Source organism: Enterococcus sp. S22(2020) (genome assembly GCF_020295385.1).
GTDB classification, from domain to species: domain Bacteria; phylum Bacillota; class Bacilli; order Lactobacillales; family Enterococcaceae; genus Enterococcus_L; species Enterococcus_L dunnyi.
The window spans coordinates 474,509-495,472 of sequence record NZ_JACFUD010000003.1 but is presented as its reverse complement, the minus strand read 5'-3'; the positions used below and the strand labels follow the sequence as shown (position 1 = coordinate 495,472).

General features: G+C 37.7%; 23 protein-coding genes. 20 read left to right on the top strand and 3 right to left on the bottom strand.

All coding sequences use genetic code 11. The features are described from left to right. Positions 1 to 188: 188 nt before the first annotated feature. The 4 genes from H3T55_RS08115 to H3T55_RS08100 all read left to right on the top strand — a co-directional run bounded on the left by H3T55_RS08115 (position 189) and on the right by H3T55_RS08100 (position 2,500). Positions 189 to 620 carry a VanZ family protein gene (locus H3T55_RS08115; protein ID WP_225534059.1) on the top strand — a complete coding sequence of 144 codons (432 nt, stop codon included), beginning with the start codon at positions 189 to 191 and terminating at the stop codon, positions 618 to 620. A 333-nt stretch (positions 621 to 953) separates the two neighbouring features. Further along, positions 954 to 1,157: a hypothetical protein gene (locus H3T55_RS08110; protein WP_087639947.1), complete on the top strand. Its 204-nt coding sequence runs from the start codon at positions 954 to 956 to the stop codon at positions 1,155 to 1,157. Between the two features lie 56 nt (positions 1,158 to 1,213). Beyond that, positions 1,214 to 1,912 (top strand): M23 family metallopeptidase, encoded by a 699-nt coding sequence (locus H3T55_RS08105; protein ID WP_225534058.1) that lies wholly within the window; start codon positions 1,214 to 1,216, stop codon positions 1,910 to 1,912. A 399-nt stretch (positions 1,913 to 2,311) separates the two neighbouring features. Beyond that, on the top strand, positions 2,312 to 2,500 hold the full coding sequence (locus tag H3T55_RS08100) for a hypothetical protein (RefSeq protein ID WP_087639949.1): 189 nt from the start codon (positions 2,312 to 2,314) through the stop codon (positions 2,498 to 2,500). Between the two features lie 36 nt (positions 2,501 to 2,536). Here the strand turns inward: H3T55_RS08100 and H3T55_RS08095 are convergent, their stop codons facing one another. Continuing rightward, positions 2,537 to 3,406: a LysR family transcriptional regulator gene (locus H3T55_RS08095; RefSeq protein ID WP_225534057.1), complete on the bottom strand. Its 870-nt coding sequence runs from the start codon at positions 3,404 to 3,406 to the stop codon at positions 2,537 to 2,539. A gap of 114 nt (positions 3,407 to 3,520) precedes the next feature. On the opposite strand from H3T55_RS08095, the gene H3T55_RS08090 reads away from it, so the two are divergent. The 13 genes from H3T55_RS08090 (at position 3,521) to H3T55_RS08030 (ending at position 13,658) form a co-directional block, all read left to right on the top strand. Further along, entirely contained in the window at positions 3,521 to 4,096 is a 576-nt protein-coding gene (locus H3T55_RS08090) for a DapH/DapD/GlmU-related protein (RefSeq protein WP_225534056.1), read from the top strand. Further along, positions 4,080 to 4,592, top strand: coding sequence for a cyclophilin-like fold protein (locus H3T55_RS08085; protein WP_225534055.1), 513 nt, complete (start codon positions 4,080 to 4,082; stop codon positions 4,590 to 4,592). The genes H3T55_RS08090 and H3T55_RS08085 overlap by 17 nt, the downstream gene beginning before the upstream one ends. Before the next feature lie 9 nt (positions 4,593 to 4,601). Next, on the top strand, positions 4,602 to 5,348 hold the full coding sequence (locus tag H3T55_RS08080) for an SDR family oxidoreductase (RefSeq protein ID WP_225534054.1): 747 nt from the start codon (positions 4,602 to 4,604) through the stop codon (positions 5,346 to 5,348). Between the two features lie 175 nt (positions 5,349 to 5,523). Then, complete coding sequence (locus tag H3T55_RS08075; protein ID WP_225534053.1) at positions 5,524 to 6,507, top strand: aldo/keto reductase; 984 nt, start codon at positions 5,524 to 5,526, stop codon at positions 6,505 to 6,507. A gap of 12 nt (positions 6,508 to 6,519) precedes the next feature. After that, positions 6,520 to 6,939 carry a cupin domain-containing protein gene (locus H3T55_RS08070; RefSeq protein WP_225534052.1) on the top strand — a complete coding sequence of 140 codons (420 nt, stop codon included), beginning with the start codon at positions 6,520 to 6,522 and terminating at the stop codon, positions 6,937 to 6,939. Between the two features lie 12 nt (positions 6,940 to 6,951). Next, entirely contained in the window at positions 6,952 to 7,263 is a 312-nt protein-coding gene (locus tag H3T55_RS08065; protein ID WP_225534051.1) for a carboxymuconolactone decarboxylase family protein, read from the top strand. A gap of 235 nt (positions 7,264 to 7,498) precedes the next feature. Next, the gene (locus H3T55_RS08060) at positions 7,499 to 9,481 is read left to right on the top strand and encodes a BglG family transcription antiterminator (protein WP_225534050.1); all 1,983 of its coding nucleotides are present in this window, start codon (positions 7,499 to 7,501) and stop codon (positions 9,479 to 9,481) included. Next, positions 9,471 to 9,926: a PTS sugar transporter subunit IIA gene (locus tag H3T55_RS08055; RefSeq protein WP_225534049.1), complete on the top strand. Its 456-nt coding sequence runs from the start codon at positions 9,471 to 9,473 to the stop codon at positions 9,924 to 9,926. Before H3T55_RS08060 ends, H3T55_RS08055 begins: the two co-directional genes overlap by 11 nt. 18 nt (positions 9,927 to 9,944) lie before the next feature. After that, positions 9,945 to 11,285 carry a PTS galactitol transporter subunit IIC gene (locus H3T55_RS08050; RefSeq protein ID WP_225534048.1) on the top strand — a complete coding sequence of 447 codons (1,341 nt, stop codon included), beginning with the start codon at positions 9,945 to 9,947 and terminating at the stop codon, positions 11,283 to 11,285. Positions 11,286 to 11,300: 15 nt separating this feature from the next. Continuing rightward, entirely contained in the window at positions 11,301 to 11,585 is a 285-nt protein-coding gene (locus H3T55_RS08045) for a PTS sugar transporter subunit IIB (protein ID WP_087639959.1), read from the top strand. An 11-nt stretch (positions 11,586 to 11,596) separates the two neighbouring features. Next, entirely contained in the window at positions 11,597 to 12,424 is an 828-nt protein-coding gene (locus H3T55_RS08040) for a class II fructose-bisphosphate aldolase (RefSeq protein WP_225534047.1), read from the top strand. Positions 12,425 to 12,438: 14 nt separating this feature from the next. Then, positions 12,439 to 13,146, top strand: coding sequence for a triose-phosphate isomerase (locus tag H3T55_RS08035; RefSeq protein ID WP_225534046.1), 708 nt, complete (start codon positions 12,439 to 12,441; stop codon positions 13,144 to 13,146). After that, positions 13,143 to 13,658, top strand: a complete 516-nt coding sequence (locus tag H3T55_RS08030; RefSeq protein ID WP_225534045.1) for a YjbQ family protein — start codon at positions 13,143 to 13,145, stop codon at positions 13,656 to 13,658. Before H3T55_RS08035 ends, H3T55_RS08030 begins: the two co-directional genes overlap by 4 nt. Before the next feature lie 63 nt (positions 13,659 to 13,721). Here H3T55_RS08030 and H3T55_RS08025 read toward each other — a convergent pair whose 3' ends face one another. Continuing rightward, positions 13,722 to 14,348 (bottom strand): DUF998 domain-containing protein, encoded by a 627-nt coding sequence (locus tag H3T55_RS08025; protein ID WP_225534044.1) that lies wholly within the window; start codon positions 14,346 to 14,348, stop codon positions 13,722 to 13,724. Between the two features lie 137 nt (positions 14,349 to 14,485). Between H3T55_RS08025 and H3T55_RS08020 the strand changes: the two genes are divergently transcribed. Beyond that, positions 14,486 to 15,934, top strand: coding sequence for a DEAD/DEAH box helicase (locus H3T55_RS08020; protein ID WP_225534043.1), 1,449 nt, complete (start codon positions 14,486 to 14,488; stop codon positions 15,932 to 15,934). Positions 15,935 to 16,164: 230 nt separating this feature from the next. Next, complete coding sequence (locus tag H3T55_RS08015) at positions 16,165 to 17,976, top strand: penicillin-binding transpeptidase domain-containing protein (RefSeq protein ID WP_225534042.1); 1,812 nt, start codon at positions 16,165 to 16,167, stop codon at positions 17,974 to 17,976. An 81-nt stretch (positions 17,977 to 18,057) separates the two neighbouring features. Here the strand turns inward: H3T55_RS08015 and efbA are convergent, their stop codons facing one another. After that, complete coding sequence (gene efbA, locus H3T55_RS08010; RefSeq protein WP_225534041.1) at positions 18,058 to 19,764, bottom strand: fibronectin-binding protein EfbA; 1,707 nt, start codon at positions 19,762 to 19,764, stop codon at positions 18,058 to 18,060. A gap of 204 nt (positions 19,765 to 19,968) precedes the next feature. On the opposite strand from efbA, the gene H3T55_RS08005 reads away from it, so the two are divergent. Continuing rightward, on the top strand, positions 19,969 to 20,913 hold the full coding sequence (locus H3T55_RS08005; RefSeq protein WP_087639967.1) for a radical SAM protein: 945 nt from the start codon (positions 19,969 to 19,971) through the stop codon (positions 20,911 to 20,913). The last annotated feature ends 51 nt before the right edge of the window (positions 20,914 to 20,964 follow it).

The window sequence follows — 20,964 nt, the reverse complement described above, 5'->3', positions numbered from 1 at the left end:
ATCAATAGTAGCTATTTTAACTTTGAAACCAATCTATGGGTTAGGCGCATTTGCCGTGTTTAGTTTCTTATTGTGTCTTACAAGAAAAAATAAACTGTCTTCAAGAATAAGAATAGTGGTCGCCTCCTTGCTACTATTTTATTATATGAGTGTGACATTTTTGAACGTTTTCGGTATACCAACTTTAAGTGAGTTATATAGGATTAACGGCTTTAAAGAGCAAGTATTCAATCGGTATACCAACTTTAAGTGAGTTATATAGGATTAACGGCTTTAAAGAGCAAGTATTCAATCCGAACATCAATCTGATCCCATTTAGAGAAGGCATAAGTTTAGGCTTTCTGTTTAACATCGCTTGCTTTATACCAATAGGCTTTTTGTGTCCGATAATTAGTAGGGTGTATGGAAAAATAAAATATGCTTTTTTATTTGGTATAAGCATTTCATTAGCGATCGAGATCAGTCAATTATTTACCGTTAGCAGAGCTACAGATATTGACGACCTACTTGCAAATAGTTTGGGAACAGTGATTGGTTGCATCATTTTTATATTTGTATCAAAACGAACAAGAAACAAAGTGACTGCAAGCCCTAATGAAGAATTTTTTTTTCCGGAATGATACCTATACTAATTGTGTTACTGGCTTTTGTAATGACTTTTTTAGTTAGAAAGAGTTGAATTTTCTGGAAACATTAAAATACTATTTCTAATGAACCAAAATAATTTGACAAACCTCTCCATGGTGAACCGTAAACGAATTCCAGAAACTTGCTTCAAACCTCTCTAAAAAGAGATTTATATGGACTATGAATAGCTACCATAAAAATGCATGTATTGATTAGTTATCGAAAATTAGAAGTGAATTCCAGCATTTTAGTTGTTGTGATGTAAAAGCACGAGAAAACAGTCTTATTAAGTCCAAAAGTAAAAAATGGAAATGAGGAAATGAACAATGAGTAAATATGAAAATTTATGGAAAGCGTTAGTATTAAATGGAAATGAAGATATTTATTTGAACTTTCAAGAAATAGAAACTATTTTAGGGTTTCCAATTGATCATTCTTTCCTGACGTATAAAAAAGAAGCGAAGAACTACGGCTATGAGGTAGGTAAAATTTCAATGAAAGAAAAAAAGGTACACTTCAAAAAAATATAGGCTTATCTAGCCTCAAAAGCGGTTTGAGAAGGTCTTTTTGAAAGGAGGAAACAGTGATGAATAAAGACCAGTATCAACCAATTATTATCGAATTTCCTCTTAGAGGCGAATGGCATGCCCCTATCACACCAGTAAAGAGAATTCCTAGCCATGGTACGGATCGAATGGGGTTAAGATTTGCGTTTGATTTTGTACAGGTTGATTGGGAAAATAAAAGAAAGCCGTTTTACAACACTTGTTTTGCTAAGTATTTTTTCTTTGGAGTAACGTTAGATAAATGCTATTGCTGGGGGAAACCAATTTTTGCGCCTTGTAATGCTGAAATCGTAACAGTTAGAGATGGTGTTCCAGAACGTGCTGTTGTGCATTGGGTAGTAGATTCGGCAATTGCTATAAAAAATGCTCACTTCTTTAATGAATATAAAGACGACTTCAGTCAAATTGCTGGGAACTACCTTGTTATAAAGTGTCAAAATAATGTCTATATGGCATTTGTCCATTTACAAACGAATTCGATAAAAGGAGCCGTTGGTGATCGGATCAGAAAAGGAGAGAGACTGGGAAATGTTGGACATTCAGGGAATTCTACCTCCCCGCATTTACATTTTCAATTGATGGATAGCGCCGATATCGCACAGTCAAATGGTCTGCCCTTTTTATTTGAAGAATATGAAGTATATCGAAATGGTGTCTGGGAATCAGTCCATAATCAGATACCAGCAGATACAGATCGAATTCGCTTTAATAAAAGTTAAGTTTTTTACATTATACGTAGAAAACAGTGAGTAAAAATATTTATTTTAGAAGAAGGAAAAATTATGTCGTAAGCGATAAAATAATTGTTCATGCTAAAGAGATTTGGTTATCAAAATGCTAGTTTTTCTAATTTAAATATTGATTTATCATTGTTTATTGGTTGTCTATCCACAGCGACAATGGACGAGTGTGAACCGAAGAAATAGCAATCAAAAGATGGATCTCCTAATAAGGTGATCCATCTTTTTTACTCTATCTATAGACAACGCATATCTGTAGATGTATAATATCTGTAAATATAGGACGATCATGCGGCTGAACTTTTAAAGGTATCCAAAAAAGGAAACATGAAATCCATTCTTTAGAGCTTAAATCATAAATAATAGGAGGAAGTAATCATGTCATTTAAAGAAGAAATCGACCAGCTAAAAGAAACATTTCAACAAACTAAAAAACAAGGAAAAGCGTTAGGTGAGAAATACGCTGAGGAAGGAAAAGGAATTGGTGAAGAATATAAAAACAAAGGAAAGGAAGTAGGAAAGCAATTTAAAGACCTTTCTAGTGGCATCAAAGATCGATTTAAATAGAAAAGCAGCGGCTGTTTTATGAAAGCCGCTGTTTTTTTATGCTAGATCGTGTAGTAAACGTAAAAATTCTTTTGAAGCATTTGAGAAAACGTGTCCTTTTTTCCAGACAATATTGATGGTCGCTGTTAATGGAGGTGAACAGGGGATGAAGGTCAAATCAGTAGTTGCTGTGTTTATGATACCATCAATACAAAGTACACTGACCGTTCCTTCCTTAACTAATAAAGAAGCATTATAAAGTAAGTTGTATGTTCCAATAATATTAAAATGTTCAATATTTTCTCCTAACCACTCGGACAATTGATTATCGACAAACGATTGATTGGAAATCAATAAGGGAAGGTTATGCAAGTCTGTTGGTGATATCGTTTTTTTCTTAGCTAATTCATGACTATTATTGATCAAAATCCCCCAATGATCAGATAGAGGCAAACGAATGTATTCGTACTTTTGCTTTTCTACAGGATCGATCACCAGTGCAAAATCAAGAATCCCTTTATCGATTTTCTCTAATACATCATCCGCATTTCCACTATAAAGTTCGATACGAACATCAGGATGTTTTTGCTGTAATTCATTGATCAACATAGCGATATAAGAAAAAGCCTGTGTTTCTCCACCGCCAATAATGATTTTACCGCTGATCACCTCATGGTTACTTAAATTCGTAGTAGTTGTCTCTACCAATTGAAGTATTTCTTTTCCTCTATTTGCCAAATAAACGCCTTCCTCGGTTAGAGTGATCGATCGACTCCCGCGGGTAAACAGCCTTACACCTAATTCTTCTTCTAACTCTTTCAATTGTTTAGATAAAGCAGGCTGTGAAATATGAAGAACTTCAGCAGCTTTGCTGATCGTTTTTTCTCTCGCAACAGTTAAAAAGTAATTCAATACGCGTAGATCCATTAGATCCTCCTATAATTAAAAATTATACCTAGCTATCACTTATAAGTATTAGTTAATCATAACATGATTTTGTAAAATGAAGCTAGTAATAAAATAGAGAGCGAGGAATAAAAGATGGAAGTGATTAGTTTAGAAAAAAGATTGCTGGGCAAAGAGATTTTACCAGATTCACCATTATTCAAAGAAGTCCATATGATCAAAGAAAATAACGAACGATTAGTAATGGATTTGAATACACAGTATCGTAAAAATAGCGAGATGCTGAAGTATCTTGAAAAGATCACTGGTCATTCAATTGACGCGTCGGTGACTGTTTCTCAGCCTTTTTACACTGATTTTGGCAGACATATCATTTTTGGGAAAGATATTTTTATCAATAAGAATGTAACCTTTGTGGATCTTGGAGGAATCACATTAGAAGACAATGTGCTGATTGGTCCAGACAGTCGGCTGATTACGGTCAATCATTTGACTGATCCCCAAAATAGAAGAGGAGTTGCGGTAGCACCGATTGTAATCAAAAGAAATGCGTGGATCGGTGCGAATGTCTCGATCTTACCAGGAGTGACAATAGGAGAAAATACCATTGTCGCAGCAGATGCTACTGTCACCAGAGATGTTCCTAAGAATGCAGTTGTTGTGGGAAGCCCAGCGAAAATCGTGCGTATGATCGATGAAAATGATGAATAAAATCGGTGTTAAGATGATGTTTTCATTTTCATTACTACTCTTATTCGGTTGTAAAAATGTTCTGAGAAATGATCCATCGTTTAGCGAAGAGCACTTAGATACAAGTATGGTGAAAAACTATCCAACAGAGAGTGAGGAAGAGAAGATAGCTATTACTAAAGTTACGATCGACCAAATTGATTTTTATATTGAATGGTGTGATAACGCATCAGCTAAAACATTACAACGTATGTTTCCACTCGAAATCATGATGGATGATCTACACAACAATGAAAAATATTATTATTTACCAAAGACACTTCCGACAGAAGCACAATCTCCAGAGAAAATAAGTAAAGGTGATGTTATGTTGTTTGGCAAGGATTGTCTTGTACTATTTTATAAAGATTTTGAAACGAATTATGCTTATACACGTTTAGGAAAAGTCATTGATCCTGAAGGCTTAGATCAAATCAGTCATCAAAAGAAATTAAATGTTTTATTTACAGAAAGGTAGGAAAATACGATGTCAATAAAGAATAAAGTAGTGATCATTACGGGTGCATCATCAGGAATTGGAGAAGCTACAGCAAAGTTGTTAGCTCAAAAAGGTGCTAAAGTCGTTTTAGCTGCGCGAAGAAAAGAACATCTTAAGCAACTTGCTGAAGAAATAAATGCTAATTCTGGAGAAGCTGCTTATCGCGTGACAGATGTGACCAAAGCAGAAGATAATAAACAGCTAGTAGCGTTTGCGAAAGAAGTTTACGGCAAGATCGATGTAATTTTTCTGAATGCAGGGATCATGCCGAGTTCTCCATTATCAGCACTAAAAGTTGACGAGTGGGATCAAATGATAGATATCAATATCAAAGGGGTTTTAAACGGACTGGCTGCAGTTTTACCTTCCTTTATTGAACAAAAATCTGGACATGTCATTACTACCTCATCCGTTGCTGGTTTAAAAGCCTATCCTGGTAGCGCCGTTTATGGTGCAACAAAGTGGGCTGTTCGTGACTTGATGGAAGTTTTACGAATGGAATCGGCCCAAGAAGGAACGAATATCCGTACAGCGACGATTTATCCAGCAGCAATCAATACAGAATTGTTGACAACGATTACGGATAAAGAAACATCAAAAGGTATGACTGAATTATACAAGCAACACGGTATAGCGCCAGATCGAATCGCAAGTATTGTTGCTTATGCAATCGATCAGCCGGAAGATGTCAATGTTAATGAGTTTACTGTTGGTCCAACGACTCAACCTTGGTAGACACTGAATAAAAATTAGTTCATGCCAATATAGTAGTTGAACTGATTCTTCTTCTTTTTTGGCTACTTATTTAATAGAAAGTTTTTTGGCTAAACGACTTGACTTAGAGTGCACTTTAAGAGGTAGACTAACTTTAGTAATAAAAAGTGCAACTTATCAAGTAGGGGGAATCATAATGGAATACGTAAAATTTGGCAATACTGGTATGGAGGTTTCACGTCTTTGCTTAGGAGCAATGGGATTTGGAGATCCAGCAAGTGGTTTTCACGAGTGGGTGTTAGAAGAGAAGGAGAGCAAAGTTGTTATCAAGAAAGCTCTTGATCTAGGCATCAATTTTTTTGATACTGCAAATGTTTATTCTTATGGTGCAAGTGAAGAAATTTTGGGTAAAGCACTGAACGAATATGCTAACCGTGATGAAATCGTGGTTGCAACAAAATTATTTACAACGATGAAAAAGAATGTTCCGAATAGTGGCGGGCTCTCAAGAAAAGAAATCTTTCATCAAATCGATCAAAGTTTAAAACGTTTAAATATGGATTATGTCGATTTATATATCATTCATCGCTGGGACTACAATACGCCGATCGAAGAAACCATGGAAGCATTACATGATGTCGTAAAATCAGGGAAAGTCCGCTACATCGGTGCATCAGCAATGTTCGCCTGGCAATTCGCCAAAGCGCAAGCAGTTGCAGAGAAAAACGGCTGGACAAAATTTGTTTCGATGCAAAATCATTTGAACCTTCTCTATCGGGAAGAAGAACGAGAAATGCTGCCTTTATGTCAAGATCAAAAAATCGCGGTGACACCTTATAGTCCGCTAGCTTCTGGTCGTTTGACTCGTGATTGGAGCGCCCAAACCAAACGCTTTGAAACAGATAAAATGGCTCAATCAAAATATGACAAAACAGCAGAGCAAGACCGAATCATCGTTGAACGTGTAAAAGAAATCGCAGAGAAATATAATGTTGAACGAGTACAAGTTGCATTGGCCTGGCTGCTTCAAAAAGAACAGGTGGTTGCTCCGATCATTGGGGCAACAAAAGAAAGTCACTTAACGAAGGCTCTTCCAGCTTTAGAATTGAGGTTGACAGAAGAAGATATTCGATTTTTAGAAGAACCCTATGTTCCCCATGTCATTGTCGGACATCAATAGGAGGAATCAAAGATGGCAAAATATAGAGAAGTAAAAGATGGTGTGATTTTTTCATCTGGCGAAAAAAATGATGCATATGCAGATTACTTTGTTGGTCAAAGCTATCTGAAAACGTTAGTGGCTGATCCGGCAGTTTCTGTTGGCGTCGGAAATGTGACTTTTGAACCAGGCTGCCGTAATCACTGGCATATCCATCACGATGGTTATCAACTTCTTTTAGTTACCGGCGGTGAAGGCTGGTATCAAGAAGAGGGAGAAGAGGCGGTATTCTTAACTGCTGGTGATGTGATCGTCACCCACGACGGCATAAAACATTGGCATGGCGCAGCAAAAGACAGTTGGTTTTCGCATCTTGCCATCACAGCAGGAACACCTGAATGGTTGGAACCGGTAACGGATGAGCTTTATAATACGTTAAACACGAACCACTAAAGGAGAGAGAAAATGAAGAAACAAACAGCAGGACGCGATCAGTTAGGAGAATTTGCACCAAAATTTGCCGAGCTGAATGATGATATATTATTTGGCGAAGTTTGGTCTCGAGAAGAGAAACTATCTGCCCGCGATCGAAGCTTGATCACTTGTGCTAGCCTACTCACTCAAGGAGTACCTCAGCTAGAAGCACATATGAAAATTGCCAAGCAAAACGGTGTAACCAAAGAAGAAATCGTAGAGTTGATCACTCATTTAGCTTTTTATACCGGTTGGCCAAAAGCCTGGTCAGCATTTTCACTAGCAAAAGAAATATTTGAATAGTAACTGATCAGTGTACACAGGTAAGGAAAATAATTGCTTATTTTTTTACAGTGGTCTAAAAATAGAATGCGGATAAAAGTGTTTTTTCTTTTATCCTGCATTCTTTTTGTTTCTTATTGAATAGTTTAATCAATGATACAGATTTCCACATTAATGTGGAAGCGAAAGGTAATTTACTAGCGGCGTAAATGCCTATATACTTTAAATATGGAAAGCGCTTTCCGGAGGTGTGATGATGAAATTAACAAAACGAGAGAACCAATTACTTGATCTTTTGCTTTTACAAAATGAGTATCAGGCAACTACGTTTTTCGGAAATCAGTTATCAGTATCAAACAAAACGATTTATTCAGATTTAAAGAATATTCAGAAGTACTTGGAAAAAACGAAACTAACGATCGACCGGGTACCAAGAAAAGGAATCTATTTGATTGGGAGTCACGCACAGAAAGAACATTTAAAAGCGGTATTGTCAAACGAGACGATGGTAGTTTTAGAAAATGAAGCATTTACACCTGCATATCGCCAATTAATCATATTGGCTGATTTATTGATTTACGAAAAAAGAGGGACATACGAGGACTATGCCGAGCAGTTCTTGATCAGTAAGCAGTCAATCAAGAAGGATATGGATGAGGTCTTCACCTATCTAAAGAAAAATGGTCTAACTGTGAAGACTGGATCTAAACAAACTGCTCAGGAAAAAGAAACGATGATTCAAAAGGTATTTAAAAAATATCTGATCGGCTATAGCAAAAAGTATCATCCGCAAGCCGAACATGATCAACGGGATAACCTTACCTATTTTTCAGAGATTCTAGATCCACAAATTGTTTATCAAGTCAATTTATTCATTGAAAAACTAATGATTCATACTGGGAAAGTATTAAATGACTATTTTGTTTATTCACTTAGACTTTCTTTGTGCATTTTGTTGACTCGTTTGAACCTAGGACATCATGTTGAAGAGCAAAATGAATTTGTCTTTAAAGATTTGAAAAAGATGCAGCTTTATATGATTGCTTTGGCATTTTCGGAAGATATGAGTCAAGAGCTGAACTGTGTTTTTTTCAAACATGATATTCAATACTTATGTTCATTGTTATTTGCACATGGCGTCGTTCCGGGTGTTGCCGATCTACCGATCGATCAAAAGCTCCATATGATAACCATTGCTTTGATCGACGAAATGACACATTTGTTGAATGTTCGAGTCGATGAGGATGAACAATTGTATCACTCATTGATTTCGCACATTATCCCCATGGTTCATCGGTTAAAAAATGATATTTATGTTCGCAATCCTTTGAAAGAAAATATAAAAAGACAATATACGACTATGTTTACATTGACACAATTTGCTTCTGCCGTTTTTGAAAAGCATTATGGATTATTTTTGAATGAAGATGAAGTATCTTTTTTGACGATTCATTTTCAGCTTGCATTTGAGAAGATTCAATTGACGAAACATGTTTTGATTGTTTGCGGGAATGGATTGGCGACCTCAGAATTGATCTTCAATCGTATCAAACAAAATTTGCCTGCAAGTGTCGTAATAGAGATCGCAACAGAAAAGCAGATCAAGGAAAATCCAGTTGATGATATCGATTTGATCATTGCAGCAGTTCCGCTTGAAATAAGTCAGATTCCAGTTCTGCATGTATCAGCGCTACCAACAGCAGATGAAGTAGCGATGATCGCCGCTTATTTATCGACTATGAGTGAACATGAAAAAACGATGACGTATTCTAAAAAGAATACGACTGTTTCTCTAGCATCATTTATTCAAGAAGATCTGATTTTTTTGAACATGGCGTTTAATGAGAAAAAGGAGATCCTGAATTATTTGATTGAACAATATGAGCGATTGGGTTTAGTCGAGCAAGGATTCGAAGAAACGATTTTTCAAAGGGAGGAACTTGGTAATACAAGTATTGTGAGCGGTGTAGCGATTCCTCATGGTGCACCTAATACTGTGAAAGAAACAAGTCTGTCATTTATGACAACAAAACACCCAGTACAATGGGATACAAATGCTGTTCGATTGATTGTCACAATAGCGATAGCAGAAAAAGATATGGCTATTGCCAAAGATTTAGTTTCTGATCTATATAATGTTATCAATTCTAAAGAAAACGTACAACAAATAATCGAGAGTCAAAATGCTGAAGAGCTGATGGCTTATGTGAGAAGGAGGACAGCGGAGGATGTATTTTGATAGTGAAATCGCTGAATTTCAAGTTGAAGTAACAGATAAAGAGGACGCGTTTAAACGTTTGACAGAACAATTAACTGAAAAAAATTTTATTACAGAAGATTTTCTTGAGCATCTTATTGAAAGGGAAAAAGATTTTCCCACTGGTTTAGCAGTCAAAAATATGGGTGTGGCGATCCCTCATACAGACAGTGAATATGTCAAACGGTCGCAGATCGCTTTTATGTCTTTGAAAAATCCGATCACTTTTTTTGAAATGGGAACAAGTGACAAACCAGTAGAGGTTCAGATGATCTTTATGCTGGCGTTAAAAGAACCACACGAACAATTGGAAATGCTGCAAAAGCTGATCAGTATGATTCAGCAACAGGAAATTATGGAGCAACTGTATCATTGCCGTACAAAAAAAGAATTTATTCAACTTATTCATCAGGTTGGCTTGGCATAAGGAAATGGGGGAAAAAACATGTTAAATGCATTACAATGGTTTGTTGATTTAGGTGCGATCGTTGTGTTACCGATTCTGATTTTTGTGTTTGGTATTATTCTTGGAACGAAGCCTGGAAAGGCGTTTACCTCAGCATTGACTGTTGGTGTTGGCTTTGTAGGGTTAAACCTAGTGATCGATCTATTAAGTTCTAGCTTAGGACCTGCAGCACAAGCGATGGTTGAGCGGTTTGGACTTAATTTGACGACCATCGATGTGGGATGGCCTGCTGCTGCAGCAATTTCTTATGGAACAGTATTAGGAAGTTTAGCGATTCCGATCGGTGTATTACTAAACGTACTCTTGATCATTTTAGGTTTAACAAAAACATTAGATGTTGATATTTGGAATTTTTGGCATGCTGCGTTTGTAGCTTCACTTGTCTATGCATTAACTGGCAATTTTGCTATAGGAATTGCTGCAACAGTCGTTTATATGATGATGATTCTTTTATTTGGAGATATTTTAGGACCGATCGTCAAGAAGTTTTACGGATTCCCAAATATCACGTTTCCTCATGGAACTGCAGCTCCGGGATTTATCTTCGCACTGCCGATGAATTGGCTATTTGACCGAATTCCAGGTATCAAGAATTGGAAAGCAGATCCTGAAACGATTCAAAAACGCTTTGGAATTTTTGGTGACTCTGCGGTAATGGGCTTTTTGATCGGGTTAGTGATCGGTATTTTTGCAGGGTATGACGTAGCTGGCGTTGGTCAGTTGGCTGTTAAAACGGGAGCTGTCATGATTTTGATGCCAAGAATGGTGGCCTTGCTGATGGAAGGGTTAACGCCGATTTCAGAAGCAGCAAATGAATTTGTTAAAAAACGTTTCCCAGGACGAGAGTTGTATATTGGTATGGATGCGGCTTTATCTGTAGGTCATCCAGCAGTTCTATCTTCTTCTTTATTATTAGTACCGATCACTATTTTACTGGCAGTCGTTCTTCCTGGAAATACCACCTTACCGTTTGGAGACCTTGCAACGATCCCATTCTTAGTTTGCTTGATGGCTGCTGTTTTTGGTGGAAATATTGTCCGAACAGTGATTGCAGGTTCTATTTATATGGTTAGCATTTTGTATATTACTTCATGGGTCGCACCGCTTGTAACAATGTCTGCTAAAGCAGATAATTTTGACCTGCAAGGAAATTCAAGTATTACAGCACTTGCTGAAGGCGGATTATGGACTACATGGATGTATGTTGGCTTAACAAAAGTATTGAGTTGGGGCGGCTTGGCGATCATCGGCGCTGTAGTTTTAGCAGGCTTGATCTATGTAAATAAAGTTCTCCCTAAAAAAAATAAAGTTGTTGAATAGAAAGGAAGAAATCAAATGAAAAAAATGTTGATCATGTGCGGCACAGGCGTTGCAACCTCGACGATCGTGACGAACAAGGTGAAAGAATGGCTAAAAAGTAAAGGATATGAAAATGATGTTCGTTTATACCAATCAAAAGTTGCTGATGAAATGAATCGAATCGATGACTACGATATTATCGTCAGTACAACGGTTGTTCCTGATCAAATCAAAGAAAAAGTTATTATGGGCTTACCCTTGTTAACAGGTATCGGGACAGATGAAATGTATCAAGAAATCGAAGCAAAACTCAATGAATAGGAGGACTACCCTTGTTAGTTACGTCAAAAGAATTATTTAAACAGGCACAAGAAAATCATTATGCTATTCCGGCTGCCAATTTCTTCGATCTGGATTCTGCTCGGGCTTATACAGCCGTCGCAAATCAAATGAACAAGCCGCTGATATTAGCATTTGCTCAGGCCCATTTAGAGATGATGTCTTTGGAAGAAGCAGCGCTGGTCGGTAAGTATTTGGCTAAAAAAGCCGCAGTACCAGTCGTTTTACACTTAGATCATGGACAGGATGAGAATATCATAAAGCAGGCAATTGACCTAGGGTTTACTTCTGTCATGATCGATGCTTCACAAGATTCCTTTGAAGAAAACGTTCGCCGAACAAAAGCAATCGTTGATTACGCTCATGCAAGAGAGGTCGTAGTCGAAGCAGAAATTGGCTTTGTTGGTTCCGGTGTGAATTACGAAAATCATGATCAAAGTGACTCGATCTACACAGAAGTCGCAGATGCTGTTGCGTTTGTAAATCAGACACAGGTCGATTCATTAGCTGTATCGATCGGCACCGCTCACGGCTTTTATAAAGGAACACCTAAAATCAGTTTTGAACGCTTGGCGGAATTGAAAGCAGCACTGCCAACACCACTTGTCTTACATGGCGGGTCGTCATCTGGAGATACCAATCTGAAACGCTGTGCAACTGAAGGAATTGCTAAAATCAATATTTTCACTGATTTTATCACAGCAGCGATGAAGGAAATCGAAGGAGTAAAACCTACAGATTATTTTGAGCTGAAAAAATTAGCGAATCAAGCGATCGAACAAACGTTAAGTCACTATTACGAAGTTTTTGAAACAAAATGAGAGGTGAAGTATAAGTGGAAAAAAGAACAATCAACCCGCCGTTTTTCTGTGTGAATCCTAAAGCCTATTTATATGGAGAAGAAGCTTTAAAATTGGCTAAAACAGCAGACGCACTAGCCGAGAAATATTCAATCGATATCTTTTTCACTGTTCAGTATGCAGATGCTTTTCGAATCGCACAAGAAACGAAGCATTTGATCATCACTGTTCAGCATATGGATAATCTGAATGTAGGGCCGGGAATGGGTTATATTTTACCAGAAGGACTTGTGGCAGCAGGTGTTCAAGCAACGTTTTTGAACCATGCTGAACATCCAGTTGGTGTAAATGATCTAGTCAAAATTATGAAGCGGGCAGAAGAGTTGGGTATTTTGGTCATTGCCTGTGCAGATTCGATCGCTGAAGCACAAGCGATCGCTACGTTGGCGCCAGATGTCATGGTTTGTGAGCCAACAGAATTGATCGGAACTGGCAAAACAAGTGATGCTTCTTATATGAATCAAACAAATGAAGCAGTCAAAAGTGTTTCACCAAATACATTAGTTCTACAAGCTGCAGGAATCAGTTCAGCCCAAGATGTGCGTCTGGCGATAGAGTCTGGTGCAGATGGAACGGGCGGTACAAGCGGAATTGTATGTGCGGCAGATCCAGAACAAACCTTAATGGAAATGGTGGAGACAGTTGCAGCAGTTCGCAGTGAACAAAGGGAGCAAAGAAAATGAAAACATATACCAAAGACTTAGTTTTGACGTCTAATGGCCAACGTGTGAGCTATCACAATATTACCGAGCAGGTAAAAGCTGCTGTAGCAGAAAGTGGAATAAATAATGGATTGTGTGTCGTTCAATCACCTCATACAACCTGTTCAGTGATTTTTGAGGAATATGTACATGATACGGATTTTAATGGAGACGAATTTCTCCAAGTAGATCTAAATCGTATCTTGGATAAAATAATCCCAAGAGAATTGTCAGAAGAAACAAATTACCGTTATCCAGGTCCAAAACATCTTGAATTTTTGATGAGCTTAGATGATCCGAATTACCCATGTGATCCGGGAACGATATTGAATGGTGATGCTCATATCCGCGCTTCACTGTTTGGGGCAAGTGAAACATTTATCCTTAGAGAAAAACAGCTGCAGATCGGTTCCGTTGGCTATATCTATTTCATCGACTTCGATCAAAACCGTCAGCGTAATCGAAAATGTCAATTAATGATCCTGGGTGAATGATAAAAAAAGAATCATTACTCACTAGCTATTTCTAGTGTGGTAATGATTTTTTTATTGATTGATTTATAGATTTTTCAAAGCAACGAAAAAGAACGGCAAATACAAAAAAAGTAGATTCAATCGTTGCCATAAGCCGCGAAAAGGAATATTCAGTGTATTTAGTACAGGCAATTTTGGGGCAGCATAAAGAAGCAGCAAACATAATGAAACGATAAAAATCATCGTAAATGTCCGAACCACGAAGGAATTATTTTCCATTTTATAAAGCAGGATCAACAGAAAGGTCGCTGCCAACAAAGCTGTAAAACCGGCTCCAGAAGCATAATCATGGACAAAGGATTCAATTCCAGCTTCTAACGGATTGGTTGAACGATCCAAAATACCAGTTGTGATACAATCACCGATCGCGAAAACCGCCATCATTATTCCTAGCCATTTACTAAGAATGGGAGATGTTTGACTAAAACGCAGATAAAAACTAGGAATTGTTAGTAAAAACAAACTACCATCAATCAACTGCCAAAGCTTAAACATATGTCGTACTGGGCTGCCTTCTTCACCAAAATCACTGATCAACATAGTGATAGAGTCATAATTAGGATAGTATCTAGCAAGAAAAAAGGGAACGCTTAATTCGGCGATAACAACAATGACCAGTAAATAAAAACCGGATTTTTTCAATAAGTTCATAAAAAGACCTTCTCTATATAAGTTAGCTGTGCTATAGTCCATTGTAGCGGAAAATGTTTGATCTGAACAAACATTACACTTACGATCATTTTTTACATACAATCAAAAAGATGACTAGACAAAAGAATGAGGTTCTTATGATAAAAAATAAGTTTACAGATTTTCCATTAGAAGAAGAAATAAGAAAAGCAGTGTCTGATTTAGGCTATAAATACCCAACGATCGTCCAACAAGCGGTGATTCCAGAGCTTCTGGCTGGAAAAGATTTGCTTGTTCAGTCACAGACTGGCAGTGGGAAAACTGCTAGTTTTGGTATTCCCATATGTGAAAAAGTTGAGTGGCTTGAAAACAAACCACAGGCTTTGATTCTTGAACCAACAAGAGAGTTGGCCCAACAAGTCCAAGAAGATTTGATCAATATTGGACGGTACAAGCGAGTAAAAACAACAGCAGTATATGGTAAAGCATCATTTATCAAGCAAAAGTCAGAGCTCAAACAAAAAAGCCATATTGTTGTTGGAACACCAGGTCGTGTATCTGACCATATTTTGAAAGGTACGTTGTCCCTTGATAAGATCCGCTATGTAGTGATCGATGAAGCAGATGAAATGCTGAATATGGGGTTTATCGAACAAGTCAAGGAGATCATTCAGGCTTTGCCAAAGCAAAGACAAACATTATTGTTTTCTGCAACAATGCCTGAAAAAATCGTAGAATTGAGCCAAAACTATTTATCAGAACCGAAAATGATAACAGTCGAAGCAACTGAAAAGACCGTCCCAAAAATCCAACATGCATTTTTACCAGTTGCTGATGAGGAAAAATTTGCTGCATTAGAAGCACTGACAGTTGTTGAAAATCCTGACTCATGTATCATTTTTTGTAACACGCAAGAGAAAGTAGATAATACTTACGATCATCTCGTCGACGCTGGCTACCCTGTTGGTAAAATTCATGGAGGAATGATCCAAGAAGATCGTTTTGAAGTGATGGATGCCTTTAGAAATAAACGATTTCGTTACTTGGTGGCAACGGACGTTGCAGCAAGAGGGATCGATATTGAGAATATCACTCATGTGATCAATATGGACGCCCCTTATGAAAAAGAAAGTTACATTCATCGAGTGGGGAGAACAGGACGAGCAGGTAAGGAGGGCTTTGCGTTAACCTTTTTCACAGCAAAAGATCAAGAACTGAAAAAAGAAATAGAAGCATACGGTGGGTTTAAAATGAACCAAATCAGTTTACCAAATGCGAAACAAGTCGCACGCAGCCGAGGAACATTTGAGAAGAAAATCACTACTAAGCAAGTGCTGCAATCGCCAAAAGGTAAAGCATTAGAGCAGGATATCATGAAGCTTTATTTTAACGGTGGGAAAAAGAAAAAATTACGCGCATTAGACTTTGTAGGAACTCTTACTTCAATCGAAGGAATCACTGCTGAAGATATCGGCATCATCACAATTCAAGAGAATGTGACCTATATTGATATCTTAAATGGGAAAGGCAGCATTGTACTTCAAGCAATGAAAGATCGAACGATCAAAGGGAAGCAACTCAAAGTTCACAAAGCAAGAAAGAAATAAAGCAAAAATGAGAGTGATCTTGAACGGCAAATGTTCGGAGCACTCTTTTTTTAGTCATAATTCCGAATGCTCGATTCCCTACAAATTCTTTGAAAAAATGGACAGAAATGAGTGTCTAATTTTTGCTTAAGAAAAGTGGAAGAACCAAAAATAACATCGAAAAAGAGTTAAAATAAAAGTGCTGAGTCAAAACGGATTTCACCATAAAACTGCCAACGGAGAGAACAAGAATGAAAAAAATCAAAGAATTCTTCAATAGTCGTAACCTTTCAACGCTAAAAAACCGAAAACGAGTAGGTGTGATCGTTTTATTTTTGATCATTTTGATCTTTTTATTATTTACCATTCGTTTGTCTTATATTGTGATCACTGGCAAAGTTGCAGGGAGTTCTTTGGCTGAGAAGACGAAAGAACTTTATGAAGTACACGAAACACTAGAGGCAAAAAGAGGATCGATTTTTGATAAAGATGGGAACGTATTAGTCGAAGATTCCAGTGCTTTTTCGCTCTATGCGATTTTAGATAAAAATTATACAGATTTAGATGGTAAAAAGCTTTATGTACAAGAAAAAGATTGGAATGCCATTGCTGACATTTTTCAAAAAGTGGTAGGAATCGATAAAGATATGACATTAAAACAGTTAAAACCCAGTGTGAACGAGGACGGAGAACCAATCACTACAGTGGAATTTGGTACAAATGGCAAAAATTTGAACTTTGAAACGAAACGACAAATTCAAGAAGCATTAGATGATCAAAAGATTTCAGGAATTTATTTTAAAGAAGAGAAAAAACGGAGCTATCAGGTTGGCAACTTTGCTTCATACTTTATTGGCTATACGCAACAAGATGATCAAGGAAATGAGCAAGGTGTGATGGGGATCGAAGAAGCTTATAATGATCAACTCGCTGGTAAAAACGGTTCAAGAAGCTATGAAAAAAATTCTTCCCTCGGCGATGTAAAGCCAGAAAGTGTAAAAGAAACCAAACGGGAAAATGGCAGTGATATTTACACAACATTAGATAGCAATCTGCAATTCTATTTAGAAGAACTCATGGATAATGTTGTGAATACTTATCAGCCTGAACATGTGACGGCAACACTTATGGAAGCTAAAACAGGAAATATTTTAGCGACATCACAGCGTCCCTCTTTTGAACTAGATACAAGAAAAGGACTGGATGGCCCTAATCCGCGTTGGACCAATATTTTGTTGGAGGAAGTTTACGAACCGGGGTCGACCATGAAAAGTATGATGGTCGCAAGTGCCTTACAAGAACATAAATTTGATGAAAACGAACAATTTACTTCAGGCGCTATCAAGGTGGATGATACCACCATCAGTGATTGGAATAATGGTGTGGGCGAAGGGAATATGACATTTAGGCAAGGGTTAGCGTGGTCAAGTAATGTTGGGATGGTCACACTTCAAGAACGAATGCCGGAACTGTGGCAAGACTATTTAACGAAGTTTGGTTTTGGACAGTCGACTAATTTTGGTTTATCTGGTGAAGCCGCAGGGGAGATACAGAATAAAACGACTGTCGATAGAGCAATGACTTCTTATGGGCAAGGAATTTCCGTTACTCATCTGCAGATGCTGCAGGCCTACACAGCGATTGCTAACAATGGACAAATGTTGAAACCAAATATCATCAGTCGTGTTGTTTCTTCAAATGGGGAAGAAAAACTGGTCGAGCCTCAAGTGACAGGCACACCGATTTCAAGTGAAACAGCCTCAAAAGTGTTGGAATACATGAAAGATGTAACGACAGATCCTAAATATGGCATGGGAAAAGAATATGCCATAGATGGTCTAAATGTATCTGCTAAAACAGGAACGGCGGAGTTTTTTGAAAACGGCATATATCAGAAACAAGATTATTTGCATTCTGTTGTGACGATCACACCGACGGAAGATCCTAAATATATTTTTTATATGACACTAAAAAGACCAGTATTAAATGGGACTTCAGCAAATACCATTATTTCGGAAGTAGCCAATAATTTAGTCAAACGGGCAATGGTTGCCCAGAAATAAAGCAAAAAGAGGGATAAGCTCGCGTACAATGCGAATTTATACCTCTTTTTGTTCGATTAAATTTAGTCATAGCCTATAAAATTAACTACTTTTGTTTTCTTTCAATTTTCTTATTGAATCTTCTTCTGGTGTAACATAGAGTGTTTTTTGATTTTCATATATGACGTACCCTGGTTTAGCACCATTCGGTTTATGCACGTATTTCACCTGAACATAATCCACAGGGACTTGAGCGGATAAACGATATTTAGAGTAGTATGCAGCTAACATTGCGGCTTCAAGTAATGTGGTTTCAGATGGATCGGTATCCTTGATGATCACGTGTGAACCAGGAATATCTTTTGCATGTAGCCAAATATCAGTTTTTTTAGCAGAGCGGAGAGTCAATTGATCGTTTTGCAGATTATTACGTCCAACTAAAATCAATGTTCCATCACTAGAATAGAATTCTTCTGCTTTGCTTTGCTTAGACTGCTTTTGTTTTTTAGCGGCGCGTTTTTTGATATAGCCTTGTTCAATCAATTCTTCACGAATCAAATCAATATCCATGGGGCCTGCGATTTCCAACTGAGCTAAAACAGACTCCAAATAACCGACTTCTTGTGTAGCCTGTTCAATTTGACTGTGAACGATTTTAACGGCGTTTTTAAGTTTTTGGTATTTTTGGAAATATTTTTGGGCATTTTGATTAGGGCTTAAAGCAGGATTCAATTTTATTTTTAATGGCTTGTCTTCCTCGTAATAATTCGGCAATTCCACAAATTCAGCTCCTTTAGGAACTTGTGCCATGAAAGTCGTCAAAAGTTCACCATCTCGGCGGTAGTTCTCAGCAAGTTCAGTATCAGCCAATGTTTGTTGAAGCTTTAGAATTTTTGTTTGATTGCGTTTCAGCTCATTATCGAGTTTGTGGATCAGTTCCCCACCTTGCTGTTTTACACGATCCTTCTCAGCTTTACCACCGTAAAAAGCATCAAGTAATTCACTCAAGGTTCGATAAGTCGTTTGTGTTCCTTCAAGTGACTTAAACGGCAGAGGAGTAAAGTACTCTTTTTTCTCAGTTATCGTCAAAGTAGGGGTGATCTTACTTAAAAGATCGAACCAGAAGGCTTCCCAAACGAGCATTTTTTCATTCGGCCGTTCATTTAATCGATGGGCAAGCTCATCTGCCGTATCTCTGCCTAAGCCTTGAAATTGAGACTGAAGATATTTGCCATCCAAAACAGAAGCTTGGGATAAAATCGCAAAAACTTTTTCTTTACTTGAGGAAAAAGGATTCTGAGATTCCTGTTTGGGCGGATCGATATAGTCAACACCAGGAAGCAAGGAACGATAGCTATTCTGTGAACTGCCGATATGCTTGATCGCATCCAGGATTTTTCCATTTTCTTTATTCATCAAAATGATCGTGCTGTGTCTACCCATCAATTCAACGATCAGTACAATATTTTGTAAATCACCTAGTTCATCTCTTTTTGTAAAAGTAAAATGGACGACTCGATCGTTATCGACTTGATGGATCTGTTCTAAAATCGCCCCTTCCAAAAATTTACGCAGCATCATCACGAAATTAGGCGGTGTATCAGGATTTGCATAAGCAATGTCTGTCAACTGGATTCGTGCATAACTCGGGTGAGCAGATAAAAGTAATTTATGATTTTTTCCTTTTGATCGTATAACTAAAACAATTTCATTTTCATAAGGCTGATGAATTCTAGAAATTCGGCCTGTTACTAAGGTATCAGATAATTCCAAAACCATGGTATGTGTAAATACGCCATCAAATGACATAAACATCCCTCAATTCTATAAACATAATAGTACCATTATAACGGAGTTCTTTTTATTTATAAAGGAGTGAGGAATAAAATATAAAAAATCGAATAGGCTAGACATGGATCAGTAAATGTCTGCGTATTTTTCAAATGTTTAGTATAATGAATGGAGTACCAATTTTTAATCAGCAAATGGCTTTTATTATAAGGAGGCAGAAGTATGGTAAAAAGATTGATCAGTGCAAGCTACAGTGATGTTGCTAAGATGACTGCTCAGGAACTAAAACAGTCCATCAAAGCAAGTGAAGGGCGGACGATCCTTTCAGAGAATGTCGTAGCTGCATCACCACAGGCAGGAGATATCAGCAATGCAGAGGTAGCAGCGGCTTTTGGTGCCGATTTGATTCTACTGAATTTATTTGATTGTTTTAATCCAGTCGTACAAGGGATTCCAGGGATGTCCCTTGAAGAGGTAATGAACTACTGGCAGCATCCAGAAGAAAATCAGATCAACCCAATTCCGATCTTGAAAAAATTGATCGGGCGTCCAGTGGGTGTGAATTTAGAGCCTGTAGACGAATCTTCTCAAATGTTTAGCGAAAAACTGACGATTGCAAAAGGGCGTACAAGCTCTAAAGAAACGATTCAGCGAGCAGAAGAGATGGGCGTTGATTTTATCTGTTTAACAGGAAATCCTGGAACAGGTGTGACAAATGCTGAAATTGCTAAAGCAGTAAAAATAGCAAAGGAAAATTTTTCTGGGTTGATCATTGCTGGGAAAATGCACAGTGCTGGTTCAGATGAACCAGTTGTTTCTACCGAAGCAGTTGAAGCTTACGCTAAAGCAGGGGCAGATATTCTACTATTACCGGCAGTTGGAACGGTTCAAGGATTCTCTGAAGAAGATATGAAGGCGGCAATCGCTATTGCCAAAAAATACGATCTATTGACAATGTCAGCGATTGGTACGAGTCAAGAAAGTGCTAGTAAAGAAACGATTCGTCAAATCGCTTTGCTGAATAAGATCTGTGGAGTAGACATCCAGCACATCGGAGACGCTGGATATGGCGGATTAGCTCCAGCTGAAAATATTTACGAAATGTCATTGGCGATTCGAGGAATGCGGCATACGATCAATCGTATGGCTCGTTCAGTCAATCGATAGAGAACAGGAATGTATTAAGCATACGGTTCGACTAAAAAAGCAGGAAAAAAC

Coding starts and splice junctions, on each gene's coding strand:
- H3T55_RS08025 (WP_225534044.1), bottom strand. CDS start 14,348: ATGAACTTATTGAAAAAATCCGGTTTTTATTTACTGGTCATTGTTGTT.
- H3T55_RS08015 (WP_225534042.1), top strand. CDS start 16,165: ATGAAAAAAATCAAAGAATTCTTCAATAGTCGTAACCTTTCAACGCTA.
- H3T55_RS08080 (WP_225534054.1), top strand. CDS start 4,602: ATGTCAATAAAGAATAAAGTAGTGATCATTACGGGTGCATCATCAGGA.
- H3T55_RS08065 (WP_225534051.1), top strand. CDS start 6,952: ATGAAGAAACAAACAGCAGGACGCGATCAGTTAGGAGAATTTGCACCA.
- H3T55_RS08105 (WP_225534058.1), top strand. CDS start 1,214: ATGAATAAAGACCAGTATCAACCAATTATTATCGAATTTCCTCTTAGA.
- H3T55_RS08100 (WP_087639949.1), top strand. CDS start 2,312: ATGTCATTTAAAGAAGAAATCGACCAGCTAAAAGAAACATTTCAACAA.
- H3T55_RS08055 (WP_225534049.1), top strand. CDS start 9,471: ATGTATTTTGATAGTGAAATCGCTGAATTTCAAGTTGAAGTAACAGAT.
- H3T55_RS08020 (WP_225534043.1), top strand. CDS start 14,486: ATGATAAAAAATAAGTTTACAGATTTTCCATTAGAAGAAGAAATAAGA.
- H3T55_RS08075 (WP_225534053.1), top strand. CDS start 5,524: ATGGAATACGTAAAATTTGGCAATACTGGTATGGAGGTTTCACGTCTT.
- H3T55_RS08030 (WP_225534045.1), top strand. CDS start 13,143: ATGAAAACATATACCAAAGACTTAGTTTTGACGTCTAATGGCCAACGT.
- H3T55_RS08005 (WP_087639967.1), top strand. CDS start 19,969: ATGGTAAAAAGATTGATCAGTGCAAGCTACAGTGATGTTGCTAAGATG.
- H3T55_RS08095 (WP_225534057.1), bottom strand. CDS start 3,406: ATGGATCTACGCGTATTGAATTACTTTTTAACTGTTGCGAGAGAAAAA.
- efbA (WP_225534041.1), bottom strand. CDS start 19,764: ATGTCATTTGATGGCGTATTTACACATACCATGGTTTTGGAATTATCT.
- H3T55_RS08110 (WP_087639947.1), top strand. CDS start 954: ATGAGTAAATATGAAAATTTATGGAAAGCGTTAGTATTAAATGGAAAT.
- H3T55_RS08050 (WP_225534048.1), top strand. CDS start 9,945: ATGTTAAATGCATTACAATGGTTTGTTGATTTAGGTGCGATCGTTGTG.
- H3T55_RS08045 (WP_087639959.1), top strand. CDS start 11,301: ATGAAAAAAATGTTGATCATGTGCGGCACAGGCGTTGCAACCTCGACG.
- H3T55_RS08060 (WP_225534050.1), top strand. CDS start 7,499: ATGAAATTAACAAAACGAGAGAACCAATTACTTGATCTTTTGCTTTTA.
- H3T55_RS08085 (WP_225534055.1), top strand. CDS start 4,080: ATGAAAATGATGAATAAAATCGGTGTTAAGATGATGTTTTCATTTTCA.
- H3T55_RS08090 (WP_225534056.1), top strand. CDS start 3,521: ATGGAAGTGATTAGTTTAGAAAAAAGATTGCTGGGCAAAGAGATTTTA.
- H3T55_RS08070 (WP_225534052.1), top strand. CDS start 6,520: ATGGCAAAATATAGAGAAGTAAAAGATGGTGTGATTTTTTCATCTGGC.